The organism is Gelidibacter mesophilus DSM 14095, assembly GCF_000423005.1.
In the GTDB taxonomy this organism is placed as follows: Bacteria; Bacteroidota; Bacteroidia; order Flavobacteriales; family Flavobacteriaceae; genus Gelidibacter; species Gelidibacter mesophilus.
The window spans coordinates 238,455-258,130 of sequence record NZ_AUHD01000004.1; the positions used below are offsets into that span (position 1 = coordinate 238,455).

Sequence of the window (19,676 nt, forward strand, 5' to 3'; positions counted from 1 at the left end):
AGTATTTGTTTTATTTGACCAACTCATTAAGAGGATTTTACAAATCTTTTTACCGATTTGAATTCTGATTTAAACTTACTTGGCGATGTGTTTTTTAATTTTTTGAAAAGCCGATTAAAATTGGCGATGTTGTTAAATCCGGACTTGTAGGCTATTTCCCCGACTGACATGTCTGTTTCAATAAGCAGCTCTGTGGCCTGACCTATTCTTTTATCGTTCATGTATTCTATAAATGTTTTTCCCGTACGTTTTTTTATAAATCTATTAAATGAGCTTTGGCTCATATTGACCAATGTCGAAATTTCCTTTAATGTAATTTTACGGGAATGGTTTTGTTTTATAAATTCCTGAACCTTTCTTATTCTATCGCTATTTTCATACTCGCTGTCCCTCACTACATTTTGTGATAGCAACCTTTGGCTTTTAGAATCTGCAAGTTCCTCAAGGAGTTTCACAAGTTTAATAAAGTCTGTAACGCCGTTTGTTGAAGTTAATCCTTTTATTCTGGGCAGGAGCTTCATTGCCGTATTTCCATCGAAAAGAATGCCATGTTTCGACTTATGAAACAGATCTTTTATAGGTGCGAAATTTTTTAACGACAATACTCGAGGGTTAAACAAGTCTTCATGAAACTGTATGGTTATTTCGTAAATATTTTCGCTTTTGCACTTATGCGTCTCCCAACCATGTTCCAAATTTGGCCCGACCAAAACCAATTCGATGTCGTCAATTTCTTCCATGGAGGTTCCCACTACACGTCTAACGCCTTTGCCATTAAGAATAAAATTCAGTTCATATTCTGGATGAAAATGAATAGGAAAGTCAAATTTTTGCTTGACTCTATCTATAATCAAAAAAACATCGTCTGATTTTAGTTGTGTTATTTCTCGGTTGATATTTTCGTTCATTTTGTTGACAATTAGCATTAATCATAGCTATAACCCTGCATTTTTTTCTTAAAATAAGTACCATGGCGGGAGGGCTTATAGGTCTCCCAATCTTCGATTAAACGAGGCGCCCACTCGGCATCAAACACCCAAATGACATATGAAATTTCGTGTTCATCAGCGTAATTGGTAATGGCATCGCCGTAAGATTCATCACTGATTACTGGCATGTGTGCCCCCACATCATCAGGGCCACTAAACCCAATTTCCGTAAGGATTACCGGATATGTCTCTTTGACAAAACCCCAATCTGCTGTCCATTGGGCTTCCCAAGGTTTTTCTCTTTTTTGTGGATAGGGATGGCTAACATAGCCAATACCTTCTGCGGCAATAGGGTCATTTAAAACAGGTGTCAAATCATAGGCCCAATTAAAACCGGCAACCAACGGAATTCCTTTACCCCCATTAGCCCGAATAATAGTGATCAGTTCCTCATTTATTGTTTTCCACTGCTCCCAAGTCAGGGTGCCCAAGGTATGGTTAAAAGTGGTGGGCTCGTTAAACAGTTCGTAGAAAGCCACCGTTGTATTATCTCCATATCTTACGGCAATGGTTCTCCAAAAATCATAGGTTTGCTTTAGGCTGGTATCATAAATGTCGTTATGGTACATTTCGGTTCGTAAATTGCCAATGCTATGCCAATCGATGATGATATATAAATCGAGCTCTGATGACCATGTTATCGCTTGGTCCAAAAGGTTTAGATAATTTTCTTTCCCGCGTCGTGTCCAGGCGGACGGATGCACCGGCAACCGAACAATATTGGCGCCCCATTTCTTGATTTCCTCAAAATAAGATTTGTTCCAATGCCCTTGGATTTCCAGTTTGTCCGGATCACTTGTGTTAAGTCCGCGAAAAATAACAGTTTCATTTTGTGCGCTCACAAAATCATTTCCCACGACGGAGATGCGTTGCTGTTCATTTTGAGCAGACATGGTAACGACAACCAAAATACATATACTCCACAAAAAAACCATCCTATTTTTAAAATACATTACTTCCTATTTTTTGACCCTAAGGCAAATTACTGAGACAAGTTATTGGTTTCAAGACAAATCTCGAAATAAAAAGAAGGATTTGATTAAATAGTAAATGAAATTGACAATTTTGTATGATAGCAGATGGACTCACCAATGCCTTAGCACTAAGGATCTGAGTTTTAGGGTACTTTATAATGCTACTTTGCGATCATTGATGGTGTTTAGAATTCCATTCAGCAAACCATTAGCCATTGTTCAGAGTACTAAAACGAACTGAAGTAAAATCAACCAGAAATAACAAAGGAACCAGTTAGACCTAATTTAGGACACGACCTTTTTAAAGTGTTGTATGCAGTCTATAGACAGTCTGGTTAATTGCTCTATTTGGGCATAGTTAAAATTCCCACTACTATCCCTTGTTATAAGTTTAGAACCTATCCCAACACAAGTCACGCCTGCATCAAACCAAGAGGTCAGGCTTTCTTTTGTAGGGGCACCCCCCCCAGTAGGCATGATGCTTGTCCAAGGACACGTAAATTCGGCTATGATAACCAAGTGAAATAGAAATCGTTCGAATATTGTTTTTTCGAAGATTTTGATAAATTTATTCGGATGAAGTACTATAATTCAAAGTAGGTGCGGAATTCGGTGAGTAAACATATATAATCATATACAACTATTTTATTATCAGTACGTTAAAACAAAACAAATAGTCCCTCTTTCTCCGCTAAAACCCTGATAATCAAATGATTACAGGGTTTTTTTATGTGAATTTCCGAAAGAATATAAAGTCAATGGTTCTGAACCCGTTGTCTCCACAACGTTTCCATTAAATCGCACCAAATACCGACATATTCCCGGTTGTTAACTTTTTTACATTAAATCAATCAAATTTAAATAATTTCAAAGATTAGGTGAGGGATTCGGTGCGTAAATTATGAGATGTATTTACTCACCGAATCGCGCTTAATATCAATTAAGAAATTATCGATTTCATTTGTAACTGGAAAAATAAATTGCGTTCAGCTTAATCATTAATGGCATTAAAACTTGAATAAATTAATATAAGCTTTTGGTGATGACATTTAAGAACAAGAGAACCAAGAATTATTGCTGCTGGTCCCAATAACAATATATGTATATGCAAATATTATTGTTAGTTTCACTACCATCCGAAAGTCTAAAATAAAAAGTGCCTGAGAATCCCTTATTTTTGTTTTGCGAAAAAAAAATAATTTTATGGGACTTTTCAGGCGAAACAAAAATAGTAAAAAACCAGTTATTCTACAAATTATTGACCTTCTTCCTCGATGGATGATTGAGTCTTGTGCTAAAACGCACAAGTCAGACAAGGGGTTTAGTAAATACAAGACTTACGACCAATTTGCTGCTTTAACTTACGGACAGCTAAATAAATGTTACACATTAAACGATATTTCCACTGGGATCGGGGTTAGTGAGACTTTTATTGCGGATTTAGGCTTAACTCAAAGTCCAGCAAGATCTACGATGAGTGATAGCCATAAAAAACGGGATTGGAAAGTATTTGAATCCTTGTACCACAAGATCTTAAATCATTATGAGTGGGTTTTGAAAAATGAATCTCAACGCCGTATTATTGCCGAAATTAAAGACCAGACCATAAAACTGATTGATAGCACCACGATCAGTCTATGTTTAAACATGTTTGATTGGGCAAAGTTTCGGACAGCAAAAGATGGATTAAAAATACATACCTGTTGGGATGACAATTTGCAGATTCCAGACCTGGCCAACATAACCGAAGCCAAAACACATGACCGTTATGGTATTGGTCAGTTGGTCTTTAAAAAAGGGACAATAGTTGTTGAAGATAGGGGCTATTTTGATTTTTCCTTAATGCTCACACGTATTCGTGCCGAAAATATTTCGTTACTCGAATCAAGATAACGAGCACCAATTAAGATTAGTACATGTTTACAGGCAAGATGAAAACAAGGTTATTGAAATAATAACCAATAATTTAGAATGGTCGGCCAGGACCATAGCTGACCTCTACAAAAAGAGATGGGACATAGAATTATTTTTCAAGGCAATGGAACAAAATCTACAAATAAAAACATTCTTAGGCACAAGTGAAAATGCGGTTAAACCGTAAATTTACATTGCTCTGATAAGTTATCTATTAATAGAATTGATTAATAAAACAATAGCAAAGAAGACCAAGTCCTTCTCTAGTTTGGTTGAAAAAATCAGAATCTGCCTAGTTTATTATCTAAGTCTAGATTATGTGTGCAATGAAATTGGAAATGGAGCTAAAAGAATAAGATCAGAACCGAAATTAGAATTCAGTTCTGACTTATTTTCAGCATAATTGAGTAATAACAATCTGTTTATAGGGGATGCCAATTGTTATTTGTGTTTTTGTCAAAACTTTCGGATAGCAATGATAAAAACTTATTGATTAATTAAAACATGCAATATCTCCAGCTAATTAGAGCAATTCTCACTACTTAATCATCCCGGTAAATGTTCGCGAAGAAGAAGAATAGGCACTAATAATTAACATACTTACTGCAAAAATTGATAAGCTTATAGAGGTGCGGAATTCGGTGCGTATAAACATCATCAGAATATTAAAGCTCTAATAATCCAATTGTTACGAAATAGAAGAAGTCCTTTTTTCATGGCTGAAATCGTTATTAAATGACGACAAAATTCAATAAACATTATGTTTTTATACTTTTTAAATTTTCTTCTACACCAATTAAAAGGTGTATAATTACAAATTAATGATACTAAATTCGGTGCGTAAATATTCAAATTTATTTCTCACCAATTGGCCTAGTTAGATTTAAAAGCAGTCCAAATAAGGTTAACATTAGAAAAATTAACTAGTTCATTATTAGTCATCATGCCAAATTTGTCATTTTCAAAGCTTGATGTGTTATTTAACATCTTTTTTGTATCTTACTTTCAGGTTACAATCATGAAAAAATCACAGTACAAAATTAAAACTTGCCTCATCCTTTAAATTTATTAGTTTACTTCTAAATCATTTTTTGAAGGTAATTTAGGAAATGTTGTATGAGGCTCAGTTTGATACCAATAGGCCACTGAACTGATATCCGATTTTTGCTGAAGGTAACGACCGTCACTTCTCCAACCCAAGTCTTGAATGCTTACCTTCAATTCTTTATTAAACCTTATAGGATCCTGAACATGCCACCTATACATTCCGAAACGTTGCTGTGAATTATAAAGCCCGTCCGGCTCAACAATTTGGTGGAGTCCTGCATAAGCTGTAGAATAACTCTCGTATTTTTTTCTTTTTATTTTCGAAATTATAGGATCCTAAAAAATAATCTTCGGTTCCTGTGCCTATAATGGTTGGAAATTTCTTGTCGCCTTCCATAAAGAATTTAATTTCTCCTTCGCCCCACCAACCTTTATTATTTACTTGCCACGCCATAAAGGTCCCGACGTACTGACCTTTTCCTTTTATACCATCAACCAAGGTATGCATAGCACCTTCAGTAGGATTGCTTCTTCTAAATTGGGCATGAAAGTAAGCAGCATCATCTGGGACAGAAAGTAGGCTATAATCTATTTGATAATAGAGAAACATTTCATGTGAGTCTATATTCTCCATTGTAATTCTACATTTTTTTCGAAAAGGCATTGGCCAGTATGAATTAAATGCACTTCCAGGGTTTACAGTTACTGGCAACGAATTTACAGGCGCATATTCTCCCCAACCCATTCCAAAAAAATCACCAACTGGTACTTCAATGGACGGCTCCTTTTCATCATCCCAATACATCCGAAGTATTGAAAAACGCCAATTTCCGGTTGGCGTCATCCAAATATGTTGGATAACTCCACTACCGTCAATTTCGGCCAAAGTAAAGGTTTGTCCAGCTTCTATTTTAACGGATGGGCTCACTTTCCACCCCTGTCCAAGTTCTCTTGCCGCATGACTACCCGTTCCATTTCCTAAATCAGCCATGCCGCCTTTTCCAACTTCTCCAGTAATGTTTTCGGGACTAATAGATCTAGTTTTAGCATCTGAAAGCAAGAAAATATTACTCAAATTAGGATTTAAACCACTATCACTTTGTGATTTTTGAGCGGTTGCTACCGAAAAGGCACAAAACCACAGAATACTCATAATAAAAGTTGATTTTTGCATAATATCTATTTTAAACAATTTAAATTTTTTGCCAAAGATTTATCCATTTGTATTATATCAGCATAAGCTATGGTTCCCCTACTATTCATATCGTCGAGATTTGAGAATCAAATTAGAACGCGATAAATCACAAAAACTCAGAACTTCAAAAAACGAAAAGATTTATTTCCAACTTCCAATTTATCGTGTTGGCTTTTTACATCCTTTTTAAACTCGATATCTAAAATTACAGTCTTTCTAGGATTTACCTTTTCGTTAGATAAATGTGTGTGCAGAACATATTGTAACCGACCATTTTTATTAAAAAAAATGTCACCATGACCGGTACCATTTTCTGACACTCTGTTTTTATGAAGAATTGGGTTAAATTTTGATTTTTCCCAAGGACCAAATGGACTTTTAGCTGTAGCGTAACCAACGGCATAATAAGGGTTTCTAAAGTCATTGGCCGAATAAATCAAATAATACAGCTCCTTATGTTTCAACACAGTTGGTCCTTCAACAACTGGCCAATTAGTAGCTGCAGTATTCTCCCAATTTAAATTTGCGGCAATGCATTCTTTTAAAGTTTCTTGTTTAATCTGAAGCAGGTCATCTTCCAGTTCTGCAACAAAAATGCGATTACCTTCCGTTAACCGTACGTGATATAAATATTTTTTCCCATCCGTATCAAAAAAGATAAACGGGTCAATTTGTTTAACATTAGCTTCTATAGGCTCTTTTTCAATACTTTTAAAAGGCCCCAAAAGATTATCACTTGTGGCCATTGCTATTTTTTCATCGGCAGTGTATGCCATGTAGAACTTATCACGATATTTGAACACTTGAGGTGCCCAAAATCCCTTTGTCCCAAAAGCATCTCCTCTTTGCAATGCCAATCCGTTGGACTTACCTATCGGACCATTCCATTTTTTTAAATCTTTGGAAGTATACACAATAAACCCCTCTCCAATGTCCTTCAGTGCCGCATCCGCTGTGCCATATAAGTAGTAGACTTCGTTGTGATAAAAGATTGTTGGATCAGCCAAATATATTTGATCTCGGTCTAAACTATGGTTTATATAACTAAATTGTTGTTCATTTATGGTACTACAACTAGTGGTTATACACAACACTAAAATTATATTTAAAACTTTCATATTAATCTTATTATGCTATCGTGTTATTGGGGCAACCTTAACATCTGTTGATGGTGAGTTCATCTCTATTTGTGGCCACCCATTTTTATAGATGATTTTATCCAGTAACATCACCCTTCCTTTGTTTTTGTTATTTACATCTATAGCGTGATAGAACATCCATTCCTGTTTAGCTGCATCTTTTATTATAGAATTATGTCCCGGCGCTATCCATGAATTATTTTTTTCCAAGATCACATTAGTTGGATTTCCTGTAACTTGTTTATGGCTCTCATAAGGTCCTGTTGCATGTTTAGAACGCGCGATCATGACTGCATAATGAGCACTATGCCCACAGCAATTATCTCCAGAATAATACATGTAATAATATCCGGATTCATTTGTAATAAAAACCCCTTCAATCAGATTTTCATAATTTTCAGGATCTCCACTCGTCAAGGGATGTATCAACTCTTTTGGTGATGAGCCTTCCTTAAAGGTCATGAGATCTTCGGCTAATTCTTGTACTTTTATCGCTTCAAAACCAGAACCCCAGAATAAAAATTTTTGATTATTATTGATATCATCCACCGCCATTGGATCAATATTAACAAATCCATCACCGCATAACAAGGGGGTCCCTTTATCAATAAATGGACCTTCAGGTGACTTTGAAGTTGCCACTCCTAAACATTTCCCCATAGTTTCATTATTCTCTCCAGAATAATATAAAAAGTATGTCTGTAACTTGTCATCATAAAGTACATCAGGTGCCCAAAAGTCTTTATATGCCCATGACGGTTTTTCCGGTAATGCATCACCTATAAACTCCCAATCAATTAAGTTTTTAGATCTTATTACTTGAATGTGAATGGCGTTACCATTCACCTTTGAATTTGTACCGTATCCGTAGTAAAAACCACCTGCAGCTTTGATAATTGTAGGATCCGGAAAATTTTGGTTGAAAACCGGATTTTTATAGGTACTTTGAATATTCTGTGTATCTAAAAGCTTATTTTTCTTAACTCCTTCAACTTGAGAATAACATCCTTGCACGGCGAAACCCCATAAAAATAATGTCAAACCATACAGTCCTAATTTCATTTTATTAAAATTTTAGGCATTTTCAGAATTTTATTATCTGTTTTGAACGACATCTATTGATGATCTTTATTCTACTTATTAATTGAAAATTTATAGACAGAAACTGTGTGATAGGTATCCTTTGGACTCAACATGATGGATGGAAACTGGGGATGATTGGGCGCGTCTGGAAAATGTTGCGTTTCTAATGCAAAGGCCGTTCTATAATCATCCTTGGCTCCAGATTTAAATGTATTTTTACTTTGCATAAAATTACCACTATAAAACTGGATTCCAGGCTCCTCAGTATAGACTTCCATTTTAATTTGCGACCTATCTCCGGTAATGGAACCTACATAATTCATCCCATTTTCCTTCGTACCCTTAAGCACAAAATTATGATCATATCCTTGACCGTTGGTTAATTGTTGGTTTATAGTTTCAATTCGGTCACCAATGGTATGCGGTGTGGTAAAATCGAAGGGCGTTCCTTTTACACTTTCTAACTTTCCTGTAGGAATCAAACCCGAATCTACCGGTGTGTATTTATCTGCATTGAATTGCACCACATGGTTTAAAATGGTGCCACTGCCCTCTCCATTCAAATTAAAAAACGCATGGTTTGTCAAATTAACAGGCGTAATTTCATCCGTTGTAGCCTCATATTCTATTTTAAGACCTTGGTCTGAAGTTGCATTATAAGTAACTTTAACCTTTAAATTCCCAGGAAATCCCATTTCCATATCCTGCGACGTATAGGTCAACTCTAATGTATGAGCATCAGTTTTTTCTGCATTCCATACAACATTATGGAATCCATCTGGTCCACCATGAAGCGTATTGTCTCCATTATTAGTAGGAATGTTATATTCTTTACCATTTAAAGTAAATTTACCTTTTGCAATGCGATTTCCAACTCTTCCTATGATTGCTCCAAAATAAGGTTCAGTCGATTCTTTGAACTTTTTGGCACTATCCAGTCCCACCACGACATCTGTAGAATTTCCATTTATATCATTTACCCATAACCCGACAATGCGTCCCCCATAATTGGTTATAGCCACTTTAATCCCGTCATTAGATATCCAGAACAATTTTGCTTCCTTTCCATCAATAGTTGAATTGAAGTATTGTTCATCCAGATTGTATGGTGCCGCTTCATTCTCACTTGTATTAGGTTCTGTTTTGAAGGTCGCTTTATCATTAGCAGCCTCTTTACAAGACAATTGAAAAAACAAAACAATAGTCAAAAGCATAAGAAATTTATTTTTTTTCATAACACTATAGTTAACATATTTGCACAAAAATTATAGAGCCCTGTTTTTTTATTCTGCAGGTATGTCCAATAATACCCCTTCCTTAGCTGGAATTCCAATTACAGGGAAGCCGTTTTCATCCCAACTAATCTTTTGCATTCGAGGCGATCTTTTCTCTCCACATCCATCACATGGATTCGAATTATCATGATATAATATCCAATCTTCTTCACCATTTGGTGATTTAAAAAATGAATTATGCCCAGGGGCAAAAACTTGGTTGGATTTAGATTGTTGAAATATTGGTTCTTTAGACTTTACCCATGAATCAGCATCTAATAAGGAGGTTCCCTCAAAGCTCAGAATACCCAAACTGTAATGATCTGTCCAACATCCGCTGGCAGAAAAAACTATAAAGATGCGATCTTTGTGTTCTAAAAACTGGGGACCTTCATTAACATTTACTTGGGGTGGATTTATGTCATCATGCAATGAGCCATGCAATTCCCAGGGATAGGTTGGTTTTGAAATTAATACGCGGTCCCCTTCAATTTCCAATGGGTTTTTCATTTTGGCAATGTATATATTTTGTTGACCATTTACGTCTCCTTCCCAACCTGACCAAATCATATAAAGTTGATTTTTATACGAAAACACATTGCCATCAATTGCCCATTTATCTGTTTCTGCCGCAATCTTACCTTTAAACTCAAAGGTACCTTTAAATGGGTCTTCTGAATTATTCTCTAAAACATACATTCGATGTGTATCATTATTACCATCATCTGCAGCAAAATATACATACCATTTATTGTTTATAAAATGAAATTCTGGAGCCCAAATATCATGGGAATACATGGTTCCTTTTGGAGCGGTCCATACCGTTTTTCTTTCTGCGTTTTTTAAATCAGCCAAGTTTTTTGTCTTCCACAGAACTAATTTATTTTGCATGGTATGGGTGTAGTAATAATAACCGTCGTGATAGGTACTATATGGATCAGCTCCTGAACTCAATATGGGATTACTGAATTGTTTTTGTGCTGATACAAATGAAATACCTACAACTAATAAATTTATACTTAAAATCCAAGCTCTGATTTTCATGTTTTTAAAATTAAGTCTTATTTAATTATACCAATAACTTCCTGATTTACCTTTTTCACTTTATCAATGTCCATTTTATCAACTTTTCTATCATAAGTCATAAAACCATTGACCTCACCCTCCACATCTGTCGTTTGTGTATAAACAGCTGCAGAAAACCCAACTTGTACCAACTTTTTTAGTTTATTGGCATATTTAACGTACTCTGAAGTAGTTTCTTCAGAATTTTTAAATTTTATATATCCCCAATTACCATCCTTATTCCATAAGTGTCCTTCTAAAGGCAGCCCAATGCCACCGTATTCGCCTAGAACAGTGACTCTATTCGCATCATACAAATACAGATTTGGTTCCGGATAATTATGTAAATCCAAAATGTCTCCAGTTTGGAAATGGTTACCACCACTTGCAGAATTTATAAGTCTACTAGGGTCATAAGCTTGGGTCCATTCTGTAATTTCCTCTGTTTTAAACTGACCCCAAGCTTCGTTAAATGGCACCCAAACTACAATACTCGGGTATGAATATAAATAGTCAATAATTTCCCTCCATTCCTTTCTATAAATAGCTTCAGATTTTACTGTGCGAACCAATTCGTTTCCGTTAAAATAATTATGCATTTGCCAAATGGGTTGTGTATCTCCACTTGGCATGTCTTGCCAAACTAGTATCCCAAGTTGATCACAATGCGTGTACCACCGTGCAGGTTCTACTTTAACATGTTTTCTGATCATATTAAACCCCAGCTCCTTTGTTTTAATGATATCGTATTTTAAGGCTTCATCCGTAGGGGCAGTATATAAACCATCTGGCCACCAGCCCTGATCGAGTGGTCCAAAATGGAAATAATCTTTATTATTCAACTGCATTCTGACAATTCCGTTTTCATCTCTTTTTTTAGAGATTTTTCTCATAGCAAAATAACTTTTAATGATATCGGAAGTTTTCCCATTGCTCACGATTTTCACTGTGCTGTTGTATAAGATAGGATTTTCGGGAGTCCATAATTTTGCGTCGGGTATTGGGATTTCTAACTTTTGGCCAACTGCAGCTTTCACGGTGGCAATTGTGGTGTTATTATCAAACACCTCCACCTCCAAAATATCGCCGTAAGCTGCTCCTTCAATCTGAGTTTCTAAGGTAAAAATACCCAAATCAATATCTGTAGTAGTTTTAAGATTGGTGACATATTTTTTGCTGACGGGCTCCAACCAAACAGTTTGCCATATGCCAGTTACCGGCGTATAATAGATCCCTTCTGGTTTTTTTACTTGTTTACCTCTTGGTTGTGGACCTTCATTTGTGGGGTCCCAGACCTTAACTATTAATTTTTGATTTTTATCTGTAATATAGGGTGTGATATCAAAAGAGAAAGGTGTATAGCCACCTTCATGGTGTCCAATTTTAACTCCGTTCAACCAAATCTCTGATCTCCAATCTACAGCACCAAAATGCAAAAGCACATTTTTACCACGCCAATTTGATGGAATGCTAAAATCGGTTTCATACCACAGTTCATTTTCCTCACCCACTTCTTTCATCACTCCCGATAAGCTCGATTCCACTGCAAACGGAACTAAGATTTTTCCATCATAAGATTTCGGCTTGGTTTGCCCTGCTTTTTGGATGGCGTAATTCCACAAACCATTTAGATTTTTCCAGTCATCGCGAACCATTATGGGGCGTGGATATTCTTGTAACACATTGTTTGGATCGAGGTTTTCGCCCCATTTTGTTTTAAGTTTATCCCCTTGTGGTTTCCATTGTGCGAAAGCGCCAATTCCTATTAAACTAATAAATACTACGAGTATATTTTTTTTCATAACTGTAATTTTAAGATCTCTAAAAAAATTCAAATTATCGAGAATTTAAAATTCTCGATAATTTGAAAAGCTAACTAACTCAAAATCTATTTCTTAGTTGTTGTTTCTTTTGTAATGCCAAATTTATTTACCAAATTGTCGTATTCTATTTTTGAGATTGTAATCATACACCCATGACGCACTTTTTCAGGCAAACTGTATTTATCCCAATCGCTATAAAAAGTATATCCTGATGCCTGGTACCAAGGTCCGTCTATATTATCTGCAATGGATAAACCATAAGAGACTCCAGGGTACTGTTCATAATACATATACCAAATCTTATCATTTGGAGAGGGAATCAACATTGGTGCCTCTCTAAAATTGGGACTGATTGGATCACCAGGCAGAGAATATGGTCCTAAAAGCGACGGTGCTTTTGAAATACGAATAGTTTTTCCTGTGGTCCAATACAAGGTTGGGTAAGTTTCATCCTTAATCACTGCATAATATGACTCTCCTACTTTTCTTATAAAAACATCAATGGTCCCCATGTCCCAATCAAACAAACGTTGAGGGGTTTCGTCAAATGATTTTAAATCATCAGATAAGACATATAATGTTCTTTGACTTGCCCAATAACGTTCAGGATCTTCTTTTGTTCCTTCCTTATGTGGCGTATGCCAGGTCATTATGAATTTTGACGAGTCTTCATCATAATACAATTTAGGTGCTCCAATTCTTTGTAAAGCTTCGCTATACCCAGGGGTACTTTTTAAATTTGGAGTGTAAACCGAATGCAGCTTCCAATTTATAAGATCTTTGGAGACCCAGATATTGATATCTGGCGACCCATCGTCGGTGTTACCCGCAATATAATAATCGCCATTAGGACCTTTGCAAATATCTGGGTGCCCTTTATACTCTTCGAATACCCGCTTTCCATTATTTAAAATTTCCCAATGTAACCCATCTAAGCTCACGGAGTAATATAGTTTTCCATAATCTCCGTGCATCATATGCGCAAATAAATAGGCTTCATTTATTGGTGATTCATCATTTGTTATTTGACCAGGCGGATCAGGCTGCTGCGGGTGCATACACAATGTAATGCACAATAAAAACATTACTAATAAATCTTGTTTTTTCATCATTAATAAATTTTCATACCACTTGGGTAGTGTATTCTTATATTATTACTTCTTATTTTGAGTTTCCTTCAGAAATTATATTTTTTATAAATTCAGTTTCTTCAGTGTTATAAGGTGTACCATCTTCTCTAAAAATATCATGAAACCATAGTTTAGGTTCGGCTGTATAAGTTTTTGTCCAACTATCCCAAGGGTATTTAGTCTGTGTTTTGCCATCTACAAAGCCCCAATTATACATTGCAATTTTGTGCTTTTTTGCAATTGGCAAAAATCCTTGGAAAGTACTTCCATTTGGACGTGCCATATATTCAGTACATAAAATTGGCTTGTTGTAGCGCTTCAACTCATTAATCCGATTCAAAAAATCTTCAGGCTTGTCATAATTATGAAACGAAATCACGTCTGATTGGCTCAGCTGCAATTTGAAGATTGGCTTCATCGTATCGTGATTACTCCAATCGCCAGCCCACACACCTGATGTCAATGGTTGTGAAGGGTTAGCTTCTCTAGCCCAGATAAACGTTTTCTCTAATAACTTATAAACCAAATCCACCTTATTAGGAAGCGACACCTTTTCATAGGAAGGTCCTGTCATATTATCTGGCTCGTTCCAAACATCCCAGCCCAGAATGCGATGGTCATCCTTAAATCGTGAAATAGTTTCCTTAACATATTTCTCTAAACGTGGCTCCTGTTTCTCATCTTGCAACGCTATTTGTCCTGGACTTTGAACCCACCCAGAATTATGAACATGAGGCTTAGGTTCTCGTTGCTTTCCTGTCTCTGGAAAAGGATCCCAGCAAGAATCAAATAGTACAAACAAAATATTGATATTATGTTTATCTGCAATCTGTAAAAAGGTCTCCATTCGTTCAAACAAGCCCTCTGGATCTTCTTTATGCAGTAAATCATGTAAATAAACACGCATTGTATTCATTCCCAAGCTTTCTGCCCAACCTAATTCTTCATCAATACGAGATGGGTTGAACGTATCAGCTTGCCACATTTCTAGTTGATTAATGGCTGTGCTTGGAGAATAATTAGCGCCAACCAACCATGGTAGCTTATCATACCATTCATTAGCTTCTGCAGAAGTCCATATGCTTCTGTTGACAAGGGCAGTATCTTCGGGCTCTTTATTAATTTCAGCGGCTTCTTTTTTTGAATTCGTATTGATACAACCGAAAAACAAACTAGCTAGGAATATAATTATGATATAACTATTTTTATTTATCATTATTAAAAATATTTAATTGTTTTGAAGAGTTTTCATCAGGTATAAACCTATTTAGATCACCTGTGTTAATATTCTGGATGTTGGTTCAAATTTGGATTATTCTCTACATCGACTTGAGGGATTGGCAATCGATGGTGCTTGCCCACTATGAAATTATTAAAATCGGGATCTCTTTCAGCTATTTTATCCACCTTGGTTTGATTATCCAAGTCTCCCCATCGTTTTAGGTCGCCCCAACGCACACTTTCTCCAGCGAGTTCTAAAACTCTTTCAATTTTCAAACGTTCCAAAAATTTATCTTTATCATTACCTATTTCTGGATAAGCAATGGATAGAGGCACCATATTGGCTCTTTCTCTAACCATATCAACATATTGATATGCCTCAGAAGTTTTGCCTTGTTCGTTTAAGACTTCAGCATATCGAAGTAAGATATCTGCGTATCTTATGAGGCGGTAATTTACTTGAGAAAAGTAGTCTTCATTATCTCGATAATAATCCCTTGCTCCTTTTCTAAACCAAGACTCTTTATCTCCCCATTGCCAATCTCTATTGTACACCTTATCTCCAAAGTCCTTATACAAGTCTGGGTAAAATAAGGTAGCTCTTAAACGAGAATCAATACCACCATTTTTGTCCTTTTCATTTTTAAAGGCATCCACTAACCAAAATCTTGCTCTTCCATCAGACCATCCAATTCCATTAGGGGCAAAAAATTGTGGTCGATTGGTAGATACGGCTGCGTCCGTACTTTCGCCAGTACCACCTTTTCTTTGATCGCCGTATTGAATTTCAAATACTGATTCACTGTTATTTTCATTAATATCCGTAAAATTATCTTTGTAATTATCAACCAAACTATATTTCGCGCCCTCTCCGGTAACTAAGAAATCTAGAGCTGTTTTAGCTTCATCCCATTTACGTTGTTGCATATATGTTTTAGCGAGCATGGCTTTGGCAGCCCCTTTATCTGGTCGACCAACATCGTTTGCCCCCCATGTTAGCGGTAAATCTGGAAACGCTTCATTTAAATCTTTCTCAATTTGTACCCAAACTTCTGATAGGGTGTTCTGTTGTGGTTTATCAAGCGGATCCGATGGTTCTAAAATAATTGGCACATCTTCCCATAAGAGAGCGGCGTAGTAATAATAAAATGCTCTGAAAAACTTAGCCTGTGCAATAATTGCTTTTTTATCGGCTTCATTTTGAAAATCAATATCCGGAACATTGGAGAGCACTTGATTACATCTAAAAATGGCTTTATAGGTATCCCTCCAAGTATTAACGTTACCTTCCCAAAAGTTATAATTTATATAATTAAAACGGGTCCAATCTGCCAATTCAATCCACGGACTATCACTATAGCCTTCATCAGAGGTTAAGTCTAGGCGAAAATACATCCATCGCGCCCAAGTTCCTTCTTTATAAAACATAGCGTAAATTGAATTTACACCTTGTTGCGCATCACTTTCAGTTGCCCAAAATTGGTCTGTGGTGAGAGCATTTGGGCTCGAAAGATCTAAGTCGTCGTGACAAGAAACTGTCCAAAATAAACTTATAACGACCGTCAGTACTATTGATATTTTTTTCATGATCTTATTTTAAATTTTTCTTAAAAACTAAATTCAACACCCAATGTATAGGTCTTCAGATTAGGAAATGCATCAATATCAGCTCCTCGTTGAAAAATATTGCCATTACTGAACTCAGGATCCAATCCGGTATACTTTGTAAAAGTTATTATGTTCTGGGCTGAGAAAGATAATCGAGCTCGGCTAAAGCCGATTTTTTCCATCAATTCTGTGGGAAGATTATAGCCAAAACCAATATATTTTAGTCGAATGAAACTCCCATCTTCTAAAAATCGATCACTATCTCCACGCGCATTAAGTGTTGTACCTCTTACTATTCTAGGGAAATCAGTATTAGGATTTTCTGGGGTCCATGGTCTTATTCCGGATCGGTAATTACTATCATCGTCAAAACGATCGACCACACTTCTAAAACCATTATAAACAGTCGCACCATGCGATGCAATCCAGTTCATGGAAAAATCAAAATTTTTATATTCTGCACCAAAATTGAAGCCCATTTCAAACTCTGGCCATGGACTACTTACAACTTCCTTATCTTCATTATTAATTTCCCCATCATCATTGATATCCTTGAAACGAATGTCTCCTGGCTGTGCGTTAGGCATAATGACAGATCCATCAGAACTTTTATAATCTAATATTTCCTGCTGGCTTTGAAATAACCCATCGGTTTGCAATACATACCACATCCCTACAGGCTGACCAGCTTCAGTTTTTGTGTTTCCTGAGAACGTGTCATTTTGATTATTACCTAATGAAATCAATTTATTATTCAACTTGGTAAAATTCAATGATGTATTGAAAGAAAAATCTCCATAGGATTTTCTATAAGACAAATCAAATTCAAAACCTCTATTCTCGATGGTAGCTGCGTTAGCAATAGGGTTTCCACCGTCATTCCCAGTAGTAAGTAATAACGGAAACCCGAATAATACATCTTCAGTTCGTGCAATGAAATAATCGGCAGCCAAGGTCAAGGAATTATCAAATAATCCTAAGTCAATCCCAATGTTAGTCTGTTTTAAACGTTCCCAAGTTAAATTAGGGTTAGATAAACGGACTTGTGTTGCAGATGGATATAAATCTTGACTGTTCCCTAATACAATAGCACCAAAGGTGTTTATAAATCCCTGCGATTCATAAGGACCTATATTACCACTACCTAATTCGCCATAGCTGGCTCGAAATTTCAAATCACTAATTGCCTCAACATTAAAGAATGATTCATTGCTAATTCTCCAACCTAAGGACACTGATGGGAAATTGCTCCATTTGTGATCATCACTGAAACGTGATGAACCATCCCTTCTTATTACAGCGTTCAGCAAATAACGATCATCATAATTATATTCCAAACGGGCCAAGTATGATATTAAACTGGATTCCTCTCTAAATCCTCCAACTTGCGGTTCAGAACCGCTATCTAAAACATCATAATATTCACCGGTTCCTGGATTAATCAATAGACCACGTTTTTGACCCCAGATTTGTTCATAAAAATCAGATTGATAAGTTTGTCCAACTAAAGCAGTTACATTATGATTACCAAATTCCTTTTTAAAATTTAAGGTGTTTTCTATAAGAATCAATTCATATCTTCCTTTATTTTGAAACGTTGAGCTATTGTCGTATGGTTGATTTAAAGTCCAATTGCCTAGTTTTCTTAAATTTTTATGGGTATCAAAACTCGAATTATAACCAAAATTGAATCGGTAGGTCAGCCAAGGACGAAACTCTAATTCAGACCATAGGTTGCCTCTAATTCTAAAGTTTTTGTTTTCGGTATCATTAAAATCCGCCAAAGCCAATGGATTCGTTCCAAAAGTATTTGCTACTCCTTGCTCACCATAACCATAACCTCCAGGATTTCTATCATCATAGACAGGAATTGTAGGAAATAGTCGGTACACATCTATTATTGGTGCGCCTGACATTTCATCCGTAACAGAATTGCTTATTGCTAGATTTTGTCCAATACTAAAAATCCCCTTTTTACCACTCGTATTTACTCGGAAAGAGATTCTATCAAACTCGGTCGAAACCACTGTTCCTTTATTACCAAAATAATTCCCCGACATAAAGTAACTAGAGTTCTCACCACCACCAGCAAAACTCACGTTATAGTCGCGTATGAGACCAGTATCGAAAACTTCATCTTGCCAATCTGTGTTGACATTCAAATTCAGTTTCGGTCTTTCTCTATTTCCATTATCATAAGCTTGAAATTGAAATTTCGCAAACTCATCAGTTTCCATTAAATTATATCGCGGCATACTGGTCACACTTGTTTTAGCAGAGACCGCAATTTGCAAAGGACCTTGTTTTCCTTGTTTGGTGGTGATTATAATCACACCATTTGCTGCCCTGGAACCATAAATAGCCGCAGCGGAGGCATCTTTTAAAACCTGAATAGACTCAATGTCGTTTGGATTAAAATCTCTATTAGCTGTAGTTATCAAACCGTCAATAACATATAGAGGATTCGCATTTTGAAGATTCTTCAAACCTCTGATTTCTATATTTGCTTCTTGTCCAGGACGACCGCCACCTCTGACCTTAACCCCTGTAACTAACCCTTGTAAGCCTTCGGCAATTGTGGTCACTTGTCGTTTTTGAATTTCTTCAGATTTCACCGTAGATATGGCTCCGGTTAAGTCCTTTCTTAATTGAGATCCATATCCGACCACGACGACCTCGTCAAGAGCAGCCAAATCTTCTTCTAAGGATATTGTTAAGTTGGTTTGACCATTTATCGGGACTTCGACCGATTTAAAACCCAGAAAACTTATTTGTAAGATCGCGTTTGATGGAGCGTTAAGGCTAAAATTTCCATCAATATCAGCTTCGGTTCCAATTGTTGTACCTTTTACCAAGATGCTGGTAAAAGGAATAGCACTTCCGTCATTAGCTGAAATAACTTTACCTTGTACAGTAATTTCATTTTGCGCAATAATTCCCTGTACAAATAACATACTACAGAACAATAAAATCAGTTCCTTTTTGAGTAAATTTTTAATTAGTGTCTTCATTTATTTTATTTTAAGGAATAATTTTGAGGATATAATTTGCTCTAAGAGCATATATCAAAGTAGCACATTTAAAATTATAGGATATATCCTTTTTTGTTTCAAAATATGCCGTAAATGTTGCAAAAATGTTAAAATTTATGAATAACCACCATAATTGCAACATTTTATATACTTATGACACAAAATGTATATTGTCGTTTGTG

General features: G+C 36.0%; 13 protein-coding genes and 1 pseudogene. 1 reads left to right on the plus strand and 13 read right to left on the minus strand.

Going from position 1 to position 19,676, the window contains the following annotated elements; all coding sequences use genetic code 11:
- Positions 1–26 precede the first annotated feature (26 nt).
- Complete coding sequence (locus G525_RS0104435; protein WP_027125080.1) at positions 27–908, minus strand: AraC family transcriptional regulator; 882 nt, start codon at positions 906–908, stop codon at positions 27–29.
- Between the two features lie 17 nt (positions 909–925).
- Positions 926–1,942: a glycoside hydrolase family 5 protein gene (locus G525_RS0104440; RefSeq protein WP_211222906.1), complete on the minus strand. Its 1,017-nt coding sequence runs from the start codon at positions 1,940–1,942 to the stop codon at positions 926–928.
- Between the two features lie 1,224 nt (positions 1,943–3,166).
- Here G525_RS0104440 and G525_RS22000 point away from each other — a divergent pair.
- Positions 3,167–4,280: pseudogene (locus G525_RS22000) on the plus strand (IS4 family transposase).
- A gap of 665 nt (positions 4,281–4,945) precedes the next feature.
- Here G525_RS22000 and G525_RS22490 read toward each other — a convergent pair.
- From G525_RS22490 to G525_RS0104510, 11 genes are all read right to left on the minus strand, one after another.
- Positions 4,946–5,254, minus strand: coding sequence for a DUF2961 domain-containing protein (locus tag G525_RS22490; RefSeq protein WP_211222917.1), 309 nt, complete (start codon positions 5,252–5,254; stop codon positions 4,946–4,948).
- A complete protein-coding gene (locus G525_RS20240; RefSeq protein WP_211222907.1) occupies positions 5,181–6,098 on the minus strand; it encodes a glycoside hydrolase family 172 protein in 918 nt (305 codons plus the stop codon). The genes G525_RS22490 and G525_RS20240 overlap by 74 nt, the downstream gene beginning before the upstream one ends.
- A gap of 137 nt (positions 6,099–6,235) precedes the next feature.
- A complete protein-coding gene (locus G525_RS0104470; protein ID WP_027125085.1) occupies positions 6,236–7,237 on the minus strand; it encodes a glycoside hydrolase family 43 protein in 1,002 nt (333 codons plus the stop codon).
- Between the two features lie 15 nt (positions 7,238–7,252).
- Positions 7,253–8,320 (minus strand): glycoside hydrolase family 43 protein, encoded by a 1,068-nt coding sequence (locus G525_RS20245; RefSeq protein ID WP_051209798.1) that lies wholly within the window; start codon positions 8,318–8,320, stop codon positions 7,253–7,255.
- 71 nt (positions 8,321–8,391) lie between these two features.
- Positions 8,392–9,576 (minus strand): aldose epimerase family protein, encoded by a 1,185-nt coding sequence (locus G525_RS0104480; RefSeq protein WP_027125086.1) that lies wholly within the window; start codon positions 9,574–9,576, stop codon positions 8,392–8,394.
- A gap of 48 nt (positions 9,577–9,624) precedes the next feature.
- The gene (locus tag G525_RS0104485; RefSeq protein ID WP_157491882.1) at positions 9,625–10,659 is read right to left on the minus strand and encodes a glycoside hydrolase family 43 protein; all 1,035 of its coding nucleotides are present in this window, start codon (positions 10,657–10,659) and stop codon (positions 9,625–9,627) included.
- 17 nt (positions 10,660–10,676) lie between these two features.
- The gene (locus tag G525_RS0104490) at positions 10,677–12,482 is read right to left on the minus strand and encodes a glycoside hydrolase family 2 protein (protein ID WP_027125088.1); all 1,806 of its coding nucleotides are present in this window, start codon (positions 12,480–12,482) and stop codon (positions 10,677–10,679) included.
- A gap of 86 nt (positions 12,483–12,568) precedes the next feature.
- Positions 12,569–13,615 (minus strand): glycoside hydrolase family 43 protein, encoded by a 1,047-nt coding sequence (locus tag G525_RS0104495; protein WP_245577726.1) that lies wholly within the window; start codon positions 13,613–13,615, stop codon positions 12,569–12,571.
- Between the two features lie 49 nt (positions 13,616–13,664).
- The gene (locus G525_RS0104500; protein WP_051209800.1) at positions 13,665–14,849 is read right to left on the minus strand and encodes a cellulase family glycosylhydrolase; all 1,185 of its coding nucleotides are present in this window, start codon (positions 14,847–14,849) and stop codon (positions 13,665–13,667) included.
- Positions 14,850–14,914: 65 nt separating this feature from the next.
- Positions 14,915–16,441, minus strand: coding sequence for a RagB/SusD family nutrient uptake outer membrane protein (locus G525_RS0104505; RefSeq protein ID WP_027125091.1), 1,527 nt, complete (start codon positions 16,439–16,441; stop codon positions 14,915–14,917).
- 20 nt (positions 16,442–16,461) lie between these two features.
- Positions 16,462–19,473, minus strand: coding sequence for a SusC/RagA family TonB-linked outer membrane protein (locus G525_RS0104510; RefSeq protein WP_027125092.1), 3,012 nt, complete (start codon positions 19,471–19,473; stop codon positions 16,462–16,464).
- Between the last annotated feature and the right edge of the window lie 203 nt (positions 19,474–19,676).